Origin of the sequence: Paenibacillus sp. GYB003, from assembly GCF_036577625.1 — a bacterium.
In the GTDB taxonomy this organism is placed as follows: domain Bacteria; phylum Bacillota; class Bacilli; order Paenibacillales; family NBRC-103111; genus Paenibacillus_AB.
The window spans coordinates 14,775-28,877 of the sequence record NZ_JARBDC010000085.1 but is presented as its reverse complement, the minus strand read 5'-3'; the positions used below and the strand labels follow the sequence as shown (position 1 = coordinate 28,877).

Genomic DNA, 14,103 nt, shown 5'->3' with positions numbered 1-14,103 from the left:
GAGCCCTCCTTAACCCGGCTATTGAAGTACGAATCCGGCCAGCGGAAGCAAACACGCCGCGGCGACGAGCACGGCATCCTTGGCGCCGAATCGCAGCGGCTCATACTCCGTTCTCGGACAGCCGGGCCGGTAGCCCCGCGCTTCGAGCGCCGCCGACAGCGCTTCCGCCCGGCGGTAAATCCCGATCGTTAACGGATACAGCAGATGCATCGCTTCTTTGCTCCACCCCGGCACGTTCCAGAAAGGAGGCAGTCCCCCTCTCGCTTTCCGGGCTTGCACGATTCGATTCATGTCCTCGAGCAGATAAGGGACATACAGAACGGCGATCGTTAGCATGAAAACGAACGCCTCCGATCGGATCCCGGCTCGCCGGAGCGGCGACATCAGCTTGCGCAATGCTTCGATTTGTTTGGTCGGAGAGGTTGTGGCGAACAGGAGCAAGACGACGAGGTAGAACGAAAACCACCTGCACGAAAGCCGGGCGGCCGTTTCGATTCCACCGGTCGTAATCGCCATTCCGTACCAGGCGGCGATGACTTTCCCGCCGGGATGGCTGACAATTTGCACCGCATTCATGACCGATAAAAGCACGACGATCCCCTTGACGGAGTTCCACAGCCGAATCGGATCGAACTTGGCGAGAGCGAGCAGGACGACCGCAATCAGGCCGTATCCGAGTGCCGCCGCCAACGATGCGGAAGAGAAAAGAAGCGCCGAATACGAAATGAAAAAAACGAACTTGGCCCGAGGGTCGAACCGGTGCAGCAACGACGTATCCGGCGAATACTGCAGGACGGACAAAATTCCGGATTCGTTCATACGCCCCTCCCCTTCGTACGCGGCAAACGTTTCGCGATAAAGTCGAGAAGCGCCTGCTCCCGAACGAGCCCGGCCGGAAGCTGCCCGGGAAATGCCGCATCGAGCTCCTTCAACAACCGGATCAACGGCGTCGGAGGCAGCGACGAGGCGAACTCGCAGGCAGGCGTAATATCGGATGTCATGACGTCGGCAGCCAGCTCCCCTTTATCGAGAAAAACGAGCCGGTCGGCACATTCCAGCGCGCCCTGCAAGTCATGAGTAATATAAACGACGGTTATACGGCGAGCCGCCTGTATCCGTTTGAGCAAATCCAGAAGCTGCCCGCGGACTAACGGATCGAGCCCGACCGTCGGTTCGTCGAGTATTAAAATGCGCGGATCCCGCACCAGAGCGCCGGCGAGCGCAACCCGCCTCTTCTCCCCTCCGCTAAGCCGAAACGGCGAACGATCCCGGTATCGTTCGTAAGGAAGACCGACGCTTTCCATCGCCCGCTTCACCCGATCCGCCGCCTCCAGCCCGGTCATTTTCAGCCCGCGAAGACCGAACCCGACGTCCTGGGCCACTGTCGCTTCGAACAACTGGTGCTCGGGAAACTGGGCGACATAGCCGATCTTTTGCCAAAGGATGCGGCGGTTTCCGCGCTGCTTCGTATCGACGTCATCCACCCATACCGTTCCGGCGTCGGGGACGAGCAGTCCGCCGGCCAGTTGGCCCAAGGTCGATTTTCCCGAGCCGGATGGGCCCATTACGGCAACGATCTGCCCGTCGGGGACGATCAGCGAGAGACGAGTTATCGCCGTTTGACGGACGGGCGATCGTTTGGCATGCGCAAAGCTTACATTTTGGAAGCGAATTCCCATATCGTCCTCGCCAATTCCTTTTCCGATCCGCTGAAGACCGGCCAGTCGCATCCTTTCGCCCGGATCGCCTGTTGAAACCGAATCAGAAACGGAGCAAGCATATGCGCTTCCTCCAAAACGCCGGAGCATGCGGCCAACGCCCGCCAATCGCCGTCGAATGCCAACCGCCCGTCGTGAAGAACCAAGATCCGTTCCGACTTCAACAGGTCCTCGGGATCGTGCGTAATATGAATAATCGTGATGCCGGAGCGATGAAGGTCGAGCATGACCGAGCGCAAATGCGCCGCGTTTTCCGGATCCAGCATGGACGCGGCTTCGTCGAATACGATCGCTCTCGGGTTCATCGCGAGTACGCCGGCAACGGCAAGTCTTTGTTTTTGTCCGCCGGACAATCCGTGAACGGGGCGGCCCCGCAGCTCCGTCAACCGCAGCAGACGCAAAACCCGGTCGATTCGTCGGCGCATCTCGTCCCGGGGAACCCGCAGGTTCTGCAGTCCGAAGGCGATGTCTTCCTCGACCGTTCCGCCGACCGTCTGATCGTCGGGATTTTGGAAGACGATTCCGATAAGCTGCCGGATCGTCCGCGCGTCTCCGCTCGAAGCATCCGTTCCGTAAACCGTTACGCGTCCCGCATCCGGCTTCAATAAGCCGTTCGCGAGTTTGGCCAGCGTCGATTTGCCCGAACCGCTTCCTCCCGTGACGGTCGCCCATTCGCCCGAAGCGATGCCGAACCGAATATGCGTCAACGCCCAATCGTCATGTTCCGAATACCGATAAGAAACATCGTCGAAGACGATCGAAGCCGCATCGGAGCGAGCCGTCATCGTCATGTCCCCTTCTCCCCGTTCAACCGGCAGCCGCTATCTAATATATTCGCAAAACGCCCGCGCATTCGAAACAAAATCCCCGTCTGCCGAAGACGAGGACTTCCTAATCATGCGGGAGGAAGCTTTTACATGGACAGCGCCCGCAGAGCGTTTCGTTTATCGTTTGCCAGCAGTTGGTCGAGGTCATACGAAGGATAGTAACTGCGCTGGAGCATGAAGTAATACACATTGGCGTGCAATTGGATCGCGCCGTTAATCTGCTTTTGAAGAACTTCCCTCAGCCTTGGGGTAGCCGTTTCCGTAATGGCGATCGCATAGCTTCTTACCAACGTTTTGGCCATTCCCAAAAGATCCCCTGCGAAAAATCCGGTTTCGGGGTCTTTCGCATCCTTATCGCGAGTCATATGCGGGTGAGGGGCTTGCGGGTAAAACGCGAGCAATTCGCGAAGATTGCCGTCAAGCGCTTTGATCGTTTCGATGTACAAGCTTTTCAACGCAGGGTCGTCGACTTCGTTTACGGAACGCTTTAGTTTTATTAATCCGATCGTTTGAAAAGCGACCAATTCATGCATGTCTAACGTTTCATGCCAAGCCAGGTGACGGTAAGCGCTCATTGTCGGATGTCCTCTCCTGAAAATGTGTGAATGCCATGCCACCAATGTATTCGCCCAGATCCGTATGGTTACAACTTTGCCCGAAGCAAACTAAGAAAAACCGTCAGAACCGGAGGTTTTCCAGTTCGTTCGATTCCGGTTGGCCGTGCAGGATTAATGGGGCACGGTTTATGGACACCGTCTCCGGCGGAAATCCCCACTTCACTTTAACGCTTTGGCGAAGCTAAACCTTTCCATATCTGCGAAAAAAGAAGCCGTCTCCAACAGCGGAGAAAACGGCTTCCCCAGCCCAAACAGCGGCACATGCACGGGGACAAGCGATGATTGCGCCCCGTCTTATACCGAAGCTTTCTCCGATCGGAGCCGCACTTAACGAAATGCGACGGCATCCGGTCCCATCAACGGAGAGCGCTCCAGCAATTTCTTGACGATCCAGCCGTCGTTGCGAGTCCCTTCCTTCAGGTGCCGACAGGCCCCCTCCATAAGTCCCGCCCACCACATCGGCGTGAGCAGCTCCCGATCCTCGGGGTCAAGCGACCAGATAGGGGAACAGCCACCACGTCCGCCCCTCCAGCTCGATCGTCCCTTCAATGACGGCTGCTACAGGCCATCCCAGCGCTGCAATGCTTTGGAGCAGACGCACCTCATCCTCGATATCGTCAACCGGAGCCGTCTCGGACCAGAGGCGCAATACAAGGAGTTCGTCCTTGCGACTCACGAGCCAATGCCGGTTGAGTCTCCCTCCGAGCGGGGCAACCGGTCGGATCCCGAACTTGTCCAAAACCTCGTCGCCCGGCACCATCGAGTCTGAACGATTTGTCATCGCCGACACCCCCCGTCTCCGAACTATTGCGAGAGCATGACATCGGCCTCAGCCATAGCTTTATGAAATAATTCGTCTGCCGAATCCATTCGTTCGGCTATATCTTGCACAGTCTTTACGCCATACAGATGCTCCAAGGCCGTCACCACTTCAGCGGGAAAATCCCGCGACGCATGAACCAGAAAACAATCGGCTTGGAGTGGAGTATGGATGATGCGAAGCACATCCACAAGCGGGTTCAATACATACTTCTGATAGTAAATGAGCGACTCCAAAAATAGCCCGCGTTTCGTATACTTGACCGCTCGACTCCTTTGACTGTAGAGGCCCTGAGCTTGCAGCAATCGGGCATGCAGTTGCGAACGGAGGGACGCGCGATCCATCGTTCGATACTTCACAATAGCCGCCTTATCCAACAATACAACCGGCACGACGGTTTTGTCCTCGGCAATGAACGGAACCGGCACGCTCTCGCTTTGAACTGTCGCGTCAATGAATGGACAGTCGGGCGTATCCTCCAGGCGATATACCTTATATCGGTTATTGCTAGGTCGGCCGGGTTGTTCATAGGCGATGTCGACTCGTCCCAAAACGCTCATACATTCGTCCAATCGCGCGATCGCCTCGTCTACGCATCCTTCCTTGGCGCAGCAAACGAGATCGATGTCGGAATACTCGTCCAAACTGTTTGTGCCGTCCGCTCCCTCCAGCCAAATGGCCAATATGTACTCTTCGCCGCCAAGACCAGACACAATTTCTTTCAGAATCGTTTCGCGGGTAATCGGCATAGCTGAACCTCCAAGTCTTTTACCGCGTTATTCCCAATGCTTCTTCCGCATTCGGGCCGAGAGTCAAATAGGAAAGCTATTCGGCGGATTCTCCGTATTTTACGGGCTTCGTAAACCGATTATTAATCACCTACTCCATCGTACTCGAGGATGCGGTGAAGGTACCGGTAGAGAACGATTATTACTGAAATATCCGGCCCGTTCGTCATGTTTTTTTACGGAACAATTGCTCGATGTCGGCTTCAATGGACGCCCAGCGATCCGGACAGTGAAACTCTACCATTTCGGGATCGTTTTGCTTTTGCCTGGCTCCGAAATTCTCATGCAAAAGATCGTGAAGCCATTGGCTTAGATTTAGGCGAAAAGCGGCGTACTCCGTACCTTTGTACGAAAACAAGTCGCATACCGTGGGCGCGATGATTGCGCTCTCCCAATCGATCCATACAAGCTTGCCGTTCCGGTCGATTACATTGCCGCCCCAGGCTGCTTCCGAAACGTAACGGACGCCACGGCGCTTATTTCGCGAAAATCGGCCGTTTTCCAATCGTAACGGACACCACTGCGCTTATTTGCTCCGAACCGCCGTCCAAAAAGGGGTTTTTCGCCAAATAGGTGCGCCTGTGTCCGTTAGAAACAAAATAAGCCGAAATGAGGCTCGATAGCGGCCGCCATGTCCGTTAGACACTTGGAACTTAGGTCCGGTCCCGCCGCCGCCCCATGCTCGCCCCTGCTCCAACTCCCGACGACGCAGCGCAGGTCATACGAGCCGATATGCCGTTTCCCGCCACCCGCCCCGGCTTTGGCGCTTAGCGATACGGACGCCATTGCTGCGCAAACCGAACCTTTTGGTTGTGGCGAAACGGCAGCGAAGCGGGGGACGAGATGCCACCCTACGCAAAAAAACAACCATCGACGACTGGAATAGTCGGCAATGGTTGTTTCGTGTTCGTAAAACCCTTCGTCCAGCTTGCCAGGATGCATAGTCGGAGGCATCGGTTGTGATGGCAGCCGATGCGGCTCCGATTTACGGCTTGTCTCTCAGCATGCGGACCAGCACCACGGTGGCTTCCGCCCTAGTGGCCGTACCGGACGGCTCGAAACGGTTGTTGGAGCGGCCTTCGATAATCCCTTCCTTCTCCGCTTTCGCAACGTAACCTTTCGCCCAATCCGGAATGTCCGCATCGTCCGCGAACGTGGTCGCCCCGTACGAAGCCGACATGTTCCAGCCCCGGATCAGCATGGTGATCATTTCCGCCCGGCTGATCTTCTCGTTCGGACGCAACGTATTGTCGTCATAGCCTTCGATAATGCCCGCTTGGACGGCCGCCGTCAATTCGGCGGCTGCCCAGCCCGGGATGTCCTGCCGATCTTCAAAAGCTTCCAGGTTCGAGACGTTCCCCGCAGCCTGCAGCTTCATTGCCCGTGCGACCATCAAGGCGAACTGCAGCCTCGTCACCTCGTCGTCCGGCAAAAACTTGTCGCTCGAAGGCCCCTGAACCACGCACAGCTGCGAAGCCGATTCGATATCCGCTTTCGCCCAATGGTTCTGGATATCCGACCAGGTAAGCTTCGTACATGCAGCCCCGCCCGAATGTTCCGACGGCTTGTCCGTATCCGGCTTATCTACCGGAGGATTTGTCGGGTTGACGGGAGCCGTTGGCGTCCATGCGCCTCCGCCGCTGCTGCCCCCGCTGCCGTCGCTGTCGCTGGAATCCGAGCCTCCATCGTCGGTCGGCGCCGGAGCCGCGGCCTTGCGGGTAATCACGATCGTGTATGTCTTCTTCGTGCCGTCTTGTGCCGTGACGGTCACCGTGACCTCATTGTTCCCTACATTCAGCGAAATGGCTTGCGACGGCATGCCGCTCGCAACCGGCGTCCCATTGACGGTCACCGTCGCGTTCGGGTCCGCTGTGGTCGGCGTAACCGTCAAGCTGTACACGCTGTTCGCTACCGTAGCCGAATAGCTCGTTGTTCCGCCATTGAATGCCGGCGCCAAAGTGCCATCCGACAACGTCAGATTGTTCAAGTCGGCGTTGCTGCTCGCCGCCGCACGAGTCACCGTCACCGTGTACGTTTTCGTCGTCGTACCGTCTTGTGCCGTTACCGTTACATCGACCACATTATTGTCCCCAACGTTCAGCAGAATCGGCTCGGACGCCGTGCCGCTCGTTACCGGTTTCCCGTTCACCTTCACCGTCGCATTCGGATCATAAACGGACGGTGTAACCGTCAGGCTGTTCACGCCGTTCAACACCGCAACCGTATAATTCGTCGTTCCGCCGTTGAACGTCGGCGTCAGCAAACCTTCCGATAGCACAAGGTTGCTCAGGTTTGCGCTGGAAACCGTCACCGTACTCGCATCCGTATAGTTCCCGTCCTCTGTCGTCGCGGTTATGGTCGCCGTGCCCGGGCCGATCGGCGTGACGACCCCGACGGCGTCGACCGTCGCTACGGCGGTGTTGGACGACGACCACGTCACGGTTTTATTCGTTGCCGTATCGGGAAGCACGGTTGCGCTGAGCTGTCCCGCGCTTCCGCCTTGTATCAGCGATAGGGTGGACGGCGTAACGTCCACACCCGTAGCGGGTACATTCGGAGCCTTAACGGTTACCGTGCTCGTATCCGTATAGTTCCCGTCTTCCGTCGTCGCGGTGATGGTCGCCGTGCCCGGGCCGATCGGCGTGACGACCCCGCCGACATCGACCGTCGCAACGGCGGAATTGGACGACGTCCACGTTACGGTTTTATTCGTTGCCGTATCGGGAAGCACAGTCGCGCTGAGCTGTCCCGTACTTCCGCCTTGTACCAGCGATAACGTAGTCGGCGTTACGTCTACGCCGGTTGGAGGAATGGTGTAGGTAACCGTCAGCTTGGGACGATCAGCCGGATATAATGTGAGCTCTTCATGACTAAACCCTCTAGACCAGTTCGTTATACCGACAGGCAGTTCCGCCACCTGCAGCATGATTCCATAATTCGGCGCGCTTCTGTCGACCCATTGCCGAGCGAGGGGGGTTATGTCGAATGTCGCCACGGATCTGGGTGCAATCGCGTTGATTGTCTGCACCTTGACGGGGGTCGGATCATAAATCGCGGTCGTTACCGAATTATTCCACGTAATTATACCTTGATCCCAGGCCGTATTGACCTTATGGACCGATACGGGTACGGCCGCGTCCGGCGTTGCACCAAAGGGAGTTCTGGTTAGTTCAAAACTGGCGCTCGCAATCGTTGCATGCTGCGGTATGGACGAAAGATCGAACTGACAAAAAATCCGAATATCCGTCGTCCCGGATGCATTTTTGCCAATGGAGAGACCCTTAGTCTCATTGGTATCATTGGGGAAACCTTTGCTGACATAACTGCATTGCGTGCCCGCGTATCCGTCAAGACCTTCCTGAAACACCTTCGTCACCGGCGCGGAAGCCGCGGAGGCGGGAGTCGGAAAAAGAATCGTTCCGGTCCATGCCGAAACAACCAAAGCCACGCTGAGCACAGCCGAAACGAATGGCCGAAACGGCCGCAGTCTAGAACCTGTGAGCATTTACAAACCTCCTGTTAAATGCATGATGGCATCGAGTATGGTGTGAATGGCGAGACTCGTCAACGATTGGTCCGATTCCCCCATCTATTCCGATTTCCTTCCCCTCTTGTTCGATTTCAAAATGCCGGCTGTGCCGTACGGCCATTTCGCCGGCGGTCTCTAGTGTCGAATCCTCATTCGAATCACCTCCTTTCCGTACCGGGTAAATCCGATTCCGGCTCACGGCATTCCCTCCCCGAACAATGTCCGCCGAACAAAAAAACTCCGCCCGACAGCATTCGCATGCAAACAGACGGAGGTTCATCCGCCGTTTCGGGCAACTGGCTGGCATCGCGGACATGCATGTCCGCCTTAGCCCCTGTAGCTTTGCGTCCCCGCTTTTCAGCGGGTTTGCCTTTTTTCTCAACGGTTCGGCATAAATCTACCAAAATATACACTGTTTTTAAATAAGTCGGCCGACTTACCCAAAATAGGGTATTTTTGTCGAAATATTGCTTGACAATAAAATGGATTTGACAAACTTCGAGGTCGGTGAGGCCGGTCTCATCCGATCGACCTCAAAGCCTGCACGGCCGTCACCGCGAACAAGGAAGCGCTGACGGCCAGCGCTTCTTCGTTCAACGTAAATCGCGGATGATGCCACTGCTCGGTCCCCCCCGTTCCCATCCAAATGAAGCAGCCGGGCACCCGCTCCTGGTACAGGGAGAAATCTTCGCCTCCCATCGTAGGCACCGCTTCTACGATACGGAGTCCTTGCGTTTCGGCCGCCGCTTGGATGATACCGGTCATTCGCGCATCGTTGTTCACCGCGGGAATCATTGCCGTCCACTTCAAGTACGCCTCGGCCCCGTATCCTTCGGCCACACCCTCGACGATCCGTCGCATCTGATCGGGAATTCGCGCCCTAGCCTCCGGCTGAAACGTTCTTACCGTGCCTTCCAGAACCCCGGTGTCCGGTATGATATTCCAAGCCGCACCGGCCTGCAGCTTGCACACGCTGACAACGGCGGAATGGTGCGGACTGGCATTGCGGCTGACCAACGTCTGGAGGGCGGTGACGATCGCACTGCTGATCACCACCGGGTCGACGGCCGCCTCCGGCACACCCGCATGACCGCCCTTGCCTTGGACACTGATATCGAAACGATCGACCGACGCCGTCATGGGCCCAGTCCGTATCCCTACAGTACCCACGGGAAGTTCCGGGTTATTGTGCATCCCGAATACCGCGCTGACTCCTTCCAAGGCGCCCGCTTCGATGACCGCGCGGGCGCCGACAGCCAGCTCTTCCGCCGGCTGGAACAACAGGCGGACGGTACCGTGCAGTTCGTCCGCTCGCGCCTGCAGCAGCTCCGCCGCCCCGATGATTGCGGCCGTATGAAAATCGTGGCCGCAGGCGTGCATCTTTCCGGGAACCTTTGAGGCAAACGGCAAGCCCGTCTGTTCCGCGACGGGGAGCGCGTCAATATCGGCGCGAAGCAGGATCGTCGGTCCCGGCCTCGCCCCCTTCACCTCCGCCAATACACCGGTAGGCAGCCTCAGGTCGAGAAGCCGAACGCACGCTTCCTCCAGCCAGGTTCGAATCCGTGCCGTCGTCTCGTATTCTTCGTTCGACAGTTCGGGATATTGGTGCAGCTCCCTCCGCATGGCAACCAGCTTCGGTTGCAAGGATACGGACTGCTCACGGAAATAATTCGCGCTCAAGGTCATGTCACGCAGCTCCTTTCTCCAGTGGCTGTAAACATCAGTTCACATGAACGACAAGCTCCTCGAAGCTTCGTCTCCCCGGAGTCGGCTTCCATTCAACACGCCCCTCAACCAGCTCCAGACGTTCGTACTTGTCCAAAAGCGTTTGCAAAGCAATCGCGCCCTCTCTCCGCGCCAGAGGTGCGCCGAGGCAGAAGTGGACCCCTTGTCCGAACGACAAATGGGGATTTTTGCCGCGGGTAATATCGAACGTATCCGGATCCGGATCGGAAAATACGTCAGGATCCCGATTGGCGGACGCAATCCAGGCTGCCACCGAATCTCCCCGTTTCAAAAGATGCCCCTTGTACTCGATGTCTTCCCCGACGATCCGATGTCGCAGCTGGACGGAGGGCTCGAAACGCAGAATCTCTTCAATGGCGGACTCCAACCATTCGGGTTGAGCTCGAAGCAGCGCTTGCTGCTCCGGGTATCGGGCCACCAGGTAAGCTGAATTCGCAATCAAGTTCGTCGTGGTTTCGTGACCGGCCTCGAGAATGAGCACACACATGTTCACAAGTTCATCCTCGGACATCCGGTCTTCTTCATGCGTGGCTCGGATCAACCCGCTCAGCAGATCTAATTTCGGATTTCGAGATCGTTCACGCACCAGGTCCCGACAGTAATCGCGAATCTCTATCATGGCTTGGTTCGCTTGTACAAGCGCCTCCTTGGACGGGTTGTGATCGACCGCAGGCAGCAAGTTTCTCGACCATTCCTTGATCAGCTCGCGATCTGCCGCAGGGGCACCGAACAATTCGGCGATCACGATTATCGGCAGCTGGTAGGCATACCGGTGAAACAGGTCGAACGTCTCGCCCGGTTCGATCTCTTGAAGAAGATAGGATGCAATTTCGCGAATTCTCGGTTCCAACCGTTTGGCGATGCTCGGGGTGAAGGCTTGGTTGACCAGCGAACGAAGGCGAGTATGATCCGGCGGATCGCGAAACGCCATCATGTTCTGCATCGACTGTTGAAGAGCCCGCAATTGGTCCGGGGCCGGCGGAATCTGTTCCGCCGGTAATACCTTCGTCAGGTCCTTGACGAACCTTCTGTCCCGAAACGCCCACAAGACATCCTCGTAGGAGGTAAAATGCCACGTCGTATAGTTACGTCCCCAATGATCCGTCTTCGATTCTTTTAAAATCGGACAGTGGGTCCTGATCTTCTTAAAGACGGCGTACCTGTCCCGTTGGAAATCGGCCGACATGGGATTGAATTCAATACTTTGATCAATATGTTGTCTCATCAAAACTCCCCTTCCAAAAGTTTTAGTGAGCCCATTCAAGCTTCTGCCTTATGAGTCCCCCCTGTTGTCATTTCGTCTTTATGGCGTGAACAATAAACTTACGGTAAAAGTTAACGGATCGAGGATGCTCCATACATGCCAAGTAGGATTTGGAGAATGCCTGCCAACGGGCATTCCCGCCGATCACCCTTTCAAAAAACCTCCATCCGGAAACCATAAGGATAACAGACGGAGGTTCATCCGCCGTTCAGGCAACTGGCCGGCATCTCGGTTGGTTTTCCGACCGCATTAGCCCCTGTAGTTTTACGTCGCCACTTTTCATTGGTTTGCCTTTATTCCGATGGTTCGGCATTAAACTGCCAAGTTTTCCCGAAAATTCAAAGCTTAGGGATCCGGCTCATCCGATCGACCTTAAAGCCAGCATGGCCGTTTCGGCGAACAAGGAAGCGCTGACGGCCAGAGCCTCTTCGTTCAACGTAAATCGCGGACGGTGCCGCTGTTCGGTCCCCCCGTTCCCATCCAAATGAAGCAGCCGGGCACCCGCTCCCGGTACAGGGAGAAATCTTCGCCTCCCATCGCAGCTTCGATGACCGCGTGAACATCATTTCGCGTGAATGATAAGCTCCTTCAAGTAACGCTTTCCCGGATAAGATATCCACTCCACTTGCTCGTGAACCCGATCCAGTCGTGAGTACTTGTCAAGTAACGTTTGCAAAGCGATCATCCCCTCTTTCCGTGCAAGTGGTGCACCCAAACAAAAGTGAATCCCCTGTCCGAATGACAAGTGGGGATTTTTATCGCGGGTAATGTCGAACGAATCGGGGGCGAAGAAAACCTCGGGATCCCGATTCGCAGAGACAATCCATCCGCTGACTAAATCTCCGCGTTTTAGCATGTGGCCCTTATACTCTATGTCCTCCCCGACTGTGCGATGCCGTAGATGGGCAGGCGGCTCGAAACGCAGAATCTCTTCAATGGCGGACTCCATCCATTTAGGCTGGGCGCGAAGCAATGTTTGCTGCTCGGGATATTGGGTCATTAAATAAACGGAATTTGCAAGCAAATTCATCGTCGTTTCGTGACCGGCTTCAAGAATGAGGATACACATATCCAAAAGTTCATCCACGGACATGCGATCGCCTTCATGGGTAGCTCGAATCAACTCGCTTAGCAGATCGTCCTTGGGATTCCGAGACCGATCTTCTACTAGGCCGCGACAGTAATCGCGAAACTCGAGCGCGGCTTGGTTCCCTTTCACAAGCGTCTCCTTGGATGGCTTGTAATCGATTGTGCGTGTTAAGAAAGCCGACCAGTCCTTAATGAGGTCACGATCTTCTACGGGAGAGCCCAGCAATTCGGCGATCACGATTACCGGCAACGGGAATGAAAAATTGCGCACCAGGTCAAAAGTCGCCCCGGGTTCAAACCCATTAAGAAGATGGGATGAAATTTCTCGAATTCGCGGCTCTAACTGTTCGGCAATCCGTGGAGTGAATGCTTTGTTGACCAGCGAACGAAGACGGGTGTGATCAGGCGGATCGCGATATAGCATTACGTTCTTTAGAGTCCGGTCCAGAGCCCGTATATCTTCGGGTACCGGCGGAATCTGTTCCGCGGGCAGGACCTTCTTGAGCTCTGTTACGAACCTTTTGTCCCGAAACATCAACATAACATCTTCATAGGTAGTAAAATGCCATCTGGTAAAGGGACGTCCTCCGATATCCGTCTCCGACTCTTTATAGATCAGAGAATGGGCCCTCATCTCTTTAAAAACGGCGTGTCTGTCTTGCAGGAATGCAGACGACTTCGGATTAAACGGAAAAGTTTGCAAAGACATCATGATTTCCCCTCCGTTACGAAATTTCGAAATCTGTCCTTGCCGTCATCATAGGAAGACATTTGTCATAAGGGCTTCTTGGCCCGGACAATGAATTTGTTCACAAAGCAAACCGACTGCGGATGCTCCATACATTCCAGGTAGGCTTTGGAGAATGACTGCCATTGTTCGGGACCGCCGAGCACCCTTTCAAAAAACGCGGAAGCATTACGGAATCGGGCATGCATCAGCTCCAGCATAGCGGCTCGGCTTTCCCCCCAAGACTCCAGATTTTCGATCCGCCAGGTAACGGATGTGAGTCCGGACTCGGAAAGCAGGCAAGGGATCTTCCGGCCAACATGGAGATCGATCTCCCGAACCGCCGCCAATTTCTGCAATCCTTCTGCCACCACGGGCGTTTGCGGATACAAATTATAGAGGAGACCGTCCGAATCGATCACCACGAGTGTGCCGCCGGGCTTGAGAACCCGTGCCAACTCGGCGACGAGTCTGCTCAAACTTTCCGAATCCTGGTGTTGAAAGACGAACCGGCAAAGGACGAGATCGAACCGACAGTCGGGATAGTTCAACTGCTTCAGATCCTGTTCCTCGAAGGCAAGGTTCGGGATGTCCTTGCCCGCATCCCGAGCTTTTGCGAGCAGGGATGCCGTGTAATCGCAGCCGATCACCCGGGAGGCGGGAAAACGATTGGCCAGGTAGCGGCTCACGACCCCCGACCCGCATCCGGCGTCCAGCACGAGAGCGCCATCCTGTACTTCGACATCCCGCAGCTCCTTGCGATAATCGTACAAGATAAGGGATTGTCGCTCCAGCCGTTCGAATTCTTGGTCGTGCTCCAACACGTAGCTCATAACTTCCCTCCTGTATATGTAGGAATCGGTCTACTCCGTCCCTCGTCTGTACGATCAAGACCCGGCATAATCGTTTCTCTGCGTCAGGCGGAGCCCTAACTTCTTGTCATCCGACATCGCCGACATATCACGAATCAATCGTTCG

The 14,103-nt window shown here is 55.9% G+C and carries 12 protein-coding genes, 1 pseudogene and 2 riboswitches; all 13 genes and pseudogenes read right to left on the bottom strand.

Annotated features, from left to right (window positions below; translation table 11 throughout):
• Positions 1-18: 18 nt before the first annotated feature.
• Positions 19-819, bottom strand: coding sequence for an energy-coupling factor transporter transmembrane component T family protein (locus PV407_RS26960; RefSeq protein ID WP_332093099.1), 801 nt, complete (start codon positions 817-819; stop codon positions 19-21).
• Positions 816-1,679, bottom strand: coding sequence for an ATP-binding cassette domain-containing protein (locus tag PV407_RS26955; RefSeq protein WP_332093098.1), 864 nt, complete (start codon positions 1,677-1,679; stop codon positions 816-818). Before PV407_RS26955 ends, PV407_RS26960 begins: the two co-directional genes overlap by 4 nt.
• A complete protein-coding gene (locus PV407_RS26950; RefSeq protein WP_332093097.1) occupies positions 1,655-2,509 on the bottom strand; it encodes an ATP-binding cassette domain-containing protein in 855 nt (284 codons plus the stop codon). The genes PV407_RS26955 and PV407_RS26950 overlap by 25 nt, the downstream gene beginning before the upstream one ends.
• 122 nt (positions 2,510-2,631) lie before the next feature.
• Entirely contained in the window at positions 2,632-3,120 is a 489-nt protein-coding gene (locus PV407_RS26945) for a spore coat protein (protein ID WP_332093096.1), read from the bottom strand.
• A 529-nt stretch (positions 3,121-3,649) separates the two neighbouring features.
• Entirely contained in the window at positions 3,650-3,943 is a 294-nt protein-coding gene (locus tag PV407_RS26940) for a phosphotransferase (RefSeq protein ID WP_332093095.1), read from the bottom strand.
• A gap of 23 nt (positions 3,944-3,966) precedes the next feature.
• Positions 3,967-4,731: a hypothetical protein gene (locus PV407_RS26935; protein ID WP_332093094.1), complete on the bottom strand. Its 765-nt coding sequence runs from the start codon at positions 4,729-4,731 to the stop codon at positions 3,967-3,969.
• 205 nt (positions 4,732-4,936) lie between these two features.
• Positions 4,937-5,275: a hypothetical protein gene (locus tag PV407_RS26930; protein WP_332093093.1), complete on the bottom strand. Its 339-nt coding sequence runs from the start codon at positions 5,273-5,275 to the stop codon at positions 4,937-4,939.
• A 480-nt stretch (positions 5,276-5,755) separates the two neighbouring features.
• Positions 5,756-8,275, bottom strand: a complete 2,520-nt coding sequence (locus PV407_RS26925) for a cadherin-like beta sandwich domain-containing protein (protein ID WP_332093092.1) — start codon at positions 8,273-8,275, stop codon at positions 5,756-5,758.
• 312 nt (positions 8,276-8,587) lie between these two features.
• Positions 8,588-8,680, bottom strand: a riboswitch (cyclic di-GMP riboswitch).
• A 138-nt stretch (positions 8,681-8,818) separates the two neighbouring features.
• The gene (locus PV407_RS26920) at positions 8,819-9,985 is read right to left on the bottom strand and encodes an amidohydrolase (protein ID WP_332093091.1); all 1,167 of its coding nucleotides are present in this window, start codon (positions 9,983-9,985) and stop codon (positions 8,819-8,821) included.
• Positions 9,986-10,019: 34 nt separating this feature from the next.
• Positions 10,020-11,270, bottom strand: coding sequence for a cytochrome P450 (locus PV407_RS26915; RefSeq protein ID WP_332093090.1), 1,251 nt, complete (start codon positions 11,268-11,270; stop codon positions 10,020-10,022).
• 247 nt (positions 11,271-11,517) lie between these two features.
• Positions 11,518-11,611, bottom strand: a riboswitch (cyclic di-GMP riboswitch).
• Positions 11,612-11,667: 56 nt separating this feature from the next.
• A pseudogene (locus PV407_RS26910) lies at positions 11,668-11,864 on the bottom strand (M20/M25/M40 family metallo-hydrolase); the annotation flags it as partial.
• 7 nt (positions 11,865-11,871) lie between these two features.
• Entirely contained in the window at positions 11,872-13,110 is a 1,239-nt protein-coding gene (locus PV407_RS26905; protein ID WP_332093089.1) for a cytochrome P450, read from the bottom strand.
• Positions 13,111-13,172: 62 nt separating this feature from the next.
• The gene (locus PV407_RS26900) at positions 13,173-13,958 is read right to left on the bottom strand and encodes a class I SAM-dependent methyltransferase (RefSeq protein ID WP_332093088.1); all 786 of its coding nucleotides are present in this window, start codon (positions 13,956-13,958) and stop codon (positions 13,173-13,175) included.
• Positions 13,959-14,103: the final 145 nt, after the last annotated feature.

Bases quoted from the DNA above. Each gene is read 5' to 3' on its own strand.
- PV407_RS26960 (WP_332093099.1), bottom strand. From the start codon at position 819: ATGAACGAATCCGGAATTTTGTCCGTCCTGCAGTATTCGCCGGATACG.
- PV407_RS26955 (WP_332093098.1), bottom strand. From the start codon at position 1,679: ATGGGAATTCGCTTCCAAAATGTAAGCTTTGCGCATGCCAAACGATCG.
- PV407_RS26950 (WP_332093097.1), bottom strand. From the start codon at position 2,509: ATGACGATGACGGCTCGCTCCGATGCGGCTTCGATCGTCTTCGACGAT.
- PV407_RS26945 (WP_332093096.1), bottom strand. From the start codon at position 3,120: ATGAGCGCTTACCGTCACCTGGCTTGGCATGAAACGTTAGACATGCAT.
- PV407_RS26940 (WP_332093095.1), bottom strand. From the start codon at position 3,943: ATGACAAATCGTTCAGACTCGATGGTGCCGGGCGACGAGGTTTTGGAC.
- PV407_RS26935 (WP_332093094.1), bottom strand. From the start codon at position 4,731: ATGCCGATTACCCGCGAAACGATTCTGAAAGAAATTGTGTCTGGTCTT.
- PV407_RS26925 (WP_332093092.1), bottom strand. From the start codon at position 8,275: ATGCTCACAGGTTCTAGACTGCGGCCGTTTCGGCCATTCGTTTCGGCT.
- PV407_RS26920 (WP_332093091.1), bottom strand. From the start codon at position 9,985: ATGACCTTGAGCGCGAATTATTTCCGTGAGCAGTCCGTATCCTTGCAA.
- PV407_RS26915 (WP_332093090.1), bottom strand. From the start codon at position 11,270: ATGAGACAACATATTGATCAAAGTATTGAATTCAATCCCATGTCGGCC.
- PV407_RS26905 (WP_332093089.1), bottom strand. From the start codon at position 13,110: ATGATGTCTTTGCAAACTTTTCCGTTTAATCCGAAGTCGTCTGCATTC.
- PV407_RS26900 (WP_332093088.1), bottom strand. From the start codon at position 13,958: ATGAGCTACGTGTTGGAGCACGACCAAGAATTCGAACGGCTGGAGCGA.